This window comes from Arthrobacter sp. 2YAF22_2 (assembly GCF_052114645.1).
Taxonomy (GTDB): Bacteria; Actinomycetota; Actinomycetes; order Actinomycetales; family Micrococcaceae; genus Arthrobacter.
On the sequence record NZ_JBFRFD010000497.1, the window covers coordinates 1 to 2,620 of the forward strand.

At 68.1% G+C, this 2,620-nt stretch carries 3 protein-coding genes; all 3 read left to right on the forward strand.

Annotation, left to right across the window (positions count from 1 at the left end):
* Positions 1-561: thiamine pyrophosphate-dependent enzyme (locus AB4Y86_RS16405; RefSeq protein WP_441403241.1), on the forward strand; the 561-nt coding region annotated here is incomplete at its 5' end.
* Positions 561-1,571: an alpha-ketoacid dehydrogenase subunit beta gene (locus AB4Y86_RS16410; RefSeq protein WP_441403242.1), complete on the forward strand. Its 1,011-nt coding sequence runs from the start codon at positions 561-563 to the stop codon at positions 1,569-1,571. The genes AB4Y86_RS16405 and AB4Y86_RS16410, both read left to right, overlap by 1 nt.
* A partial coding sequence (locus AB4Y86_RS16415; RefSeq protein WP_441403243.1) for a dihydrolipoamide acetyltransferase family protein occupies positions 1,568-2,620 on the forward strand: 1,053 nt, incomplete at its 3' end. The genes AB4Y86_RS16410 and AB4Y86_RS16415, both read left to right, overlap by 4 nt.

A 2,620-nucleotide genomic window follows, 5' to 3' on the forward strand; every position in this document is an offset into this window, starting at 1 on the left:
GTGGTGTTCTTCTGCCAGAACAACCACTGGGCCATCTCCGAGCCGGTCATGCTGCAGTCCCACATCCAGATCGCGGACCGCGCCTCCGGCTTCGGCATTCCCAGCATGCGGGTGGACGGCAACGATGTGCTGGCCGTCATGGCTGCCACCCGGATCGCTATCGACCGGGCCCGCCACGGCGGCGGACCCACCTTCATCGAGGCCGTCACGTACCGGATGGGCCCGCATACGACGGCGGATGACCCCACCCGCTACCGTGACGCCAACGAGCTCGAGGACTGGGCCGCCAAGGACCCCATCGCCCGGCTCAAGGCACTCCTCGAGCGCAAGGGCCTGCTGACCGACGACCTCGAGGCCGCCGTCGCCGCCACGGCCGACGCCGTCGCCCGGGAACTGCGCTCCGGCACCATCAACATGCCCGAGCCGCAGCCGCTGGACATCTTCAAGCACGTGTACAGCACACCCAACTCCTCGCTGGACCGCCAGCAGGACCACTACACCCGTTACCTGGCTTCCTTCGGCGATCCCGCGGCAGCCGCTTCCGAAGAAGGTGCACGTTGATGACAAAGATGACCTTTGCCCGAGCCATCAATTCGGGCCTGCGCAAGTCCCTCGAAAACGATCCCAAGGTGATCCTCATGGGCGAGGACATCGGCACCCTCGGCGGCGTCTTCCGTGTCACCGACGGCCTGCAGAAGGACTTCGGGAAGCACCGCGTGGTGGACACGCCGCTGGCGGAATCCGGCATCCTCGGCACCGCCGTCGGCCTCGCCTACCGCGGCTACCGTCCGGTGGTGGAGATCCAGTTTGACGGCTTTATCTACCCGGCGTTCGACCAGATCGTCAGCCAGGTGGCCAAGATGCACTACCGCACCCAGGGCGCCGTCAAGATGCCCATCACCATCCGCGTCCCCTTCGGCGGCGGCATCGGCTCACCGGAACACCACTCCGAATCACCCGAGGCCTACTTCACCCACACCTCGGGGCTCCGCGTGATCAGCGTGTCCAACCCGCAGGACGCCTACACCATGATCCAGCAGGCCATCGCCTCGGACGACCCGGTGCTCTACTTCGAGCCGAAGCGCCGCTACCACGACAAGGGGGAGGTGGACGAGTCGCTCGACCTCTCTTCCGCCCTGTCCATGGAGAAGGCGCGCGTTGTCACCGAAGGCACCGACGTGACGCTGGTTGCTTACGGCCCGCTCGTGAAGACCGCCCGCGACGCCGCCCTCGCGGCTGCCGATGAAGGCGTCTCCGTCGAGGTGATAGACCTGCGCTCGCTGGCTCCGCTGGACTTCGCAACCCTGGAGGCCTCGGTCCGGAAGACCGGACGGCTCGTCATCACGCACGAGGCCAGCCAGTCCGGCGGACTCGGCGCGGAAGTGGCCGCCAGCATTACCGAACGCTGCTTCTACCACCTCGAGGCGGCCCCCGTCCGGGTGACCGGTTTCGACGTCCCCTACCCGTACTCGAAGCTTGAAATGCACCACCTGCCGGGCCTGGACAGGATCCTCGACGGCGTAGACCGGGCCCTGGGCCGCCCCAACTCCCTCAGTGGGCTGGAAGGATGACCGCCACCATGATCAAGGAATTCCGGCTCCCGGACCTCGGCGAAGGCCTGACGGAATCAGAAATCGTCGCCTGGAAGGTCGGCGTCGGTGACACGGTCACGCTCAACCAGATCATCGCCGAGGTGGAAACAGCCAAGGCCGTCGTTGAGCTGCCCTCCCCGTTTGCCGGCATCGTGACGGCGCTGCATGAGCAGCCGGGCACCGTGGTCGAGGTGGGCAAGCCCATCGTCTCCTTTGAGATTGAGGGCGACGACGGCGGCGCCGATTCCGGCGAAGCCCCCGCCAAACGGGAACCGAACCTGGTCGGCTACGGCGCCGTACTGGAAGGCTCCGGCCGTCCGGCCCGCCGTGCCCGCAGCTTCGCCGCCGCCGCAACTCCCGCCGCCCCGGCCGCTCCAATGGCGGCCCCGGCCGCGGCACCTGCCGCTCTCGTCGCCGCCCCAGCAGCCGAGCCCCAGGCAGCGGTGTCCGCCGACGGCGGTGCCGGCGAGCGTCCGCGCTCCACCCCGCCGGTGCGCAAACTGGCCAAGGATCTCGGCGTCGAGCTCACCGCCATCACCGGCACGGGGGAACGCGGGCTCATCACCCGCGATGACGTGCGGAACTTTGTCGGCGGCGGGGACCTTCCGGTGGCACCCCAGGAGTTGGCCGGCGGCCAGGTGGGCGCCCCGGCGCCCGCTCAAGGCGAGCGGGAAACCCGGACCCCCATCAAGGGCGTCCGGAAGTTCACCGCCGCAGCCATGGTGTCGAGTGCCTTCACCGCTCCGCACGTCACGGAATTCCTGACCCTGGACGTCACGCCCACCATGGAACTGCTGGGCCGGCTCAAGGCCAGCCGGGCGTTCGCGGGCTACAAGCTGACGCCGCTGACGCTGGTGTCCAAGGCGGTACTGATCGCACTGCGCAACCACCCGACGCTGAACGCCCGCTGGGACGAGGCCAACCAGGAGATCGTCCAGTTCAACTACGTGAACCTTGGCATCGCGGCCGCGACACCGAGGGGGCTGACCGTTCCGAACATCAAGGACGCGGACCGGATGTCCCTGCTG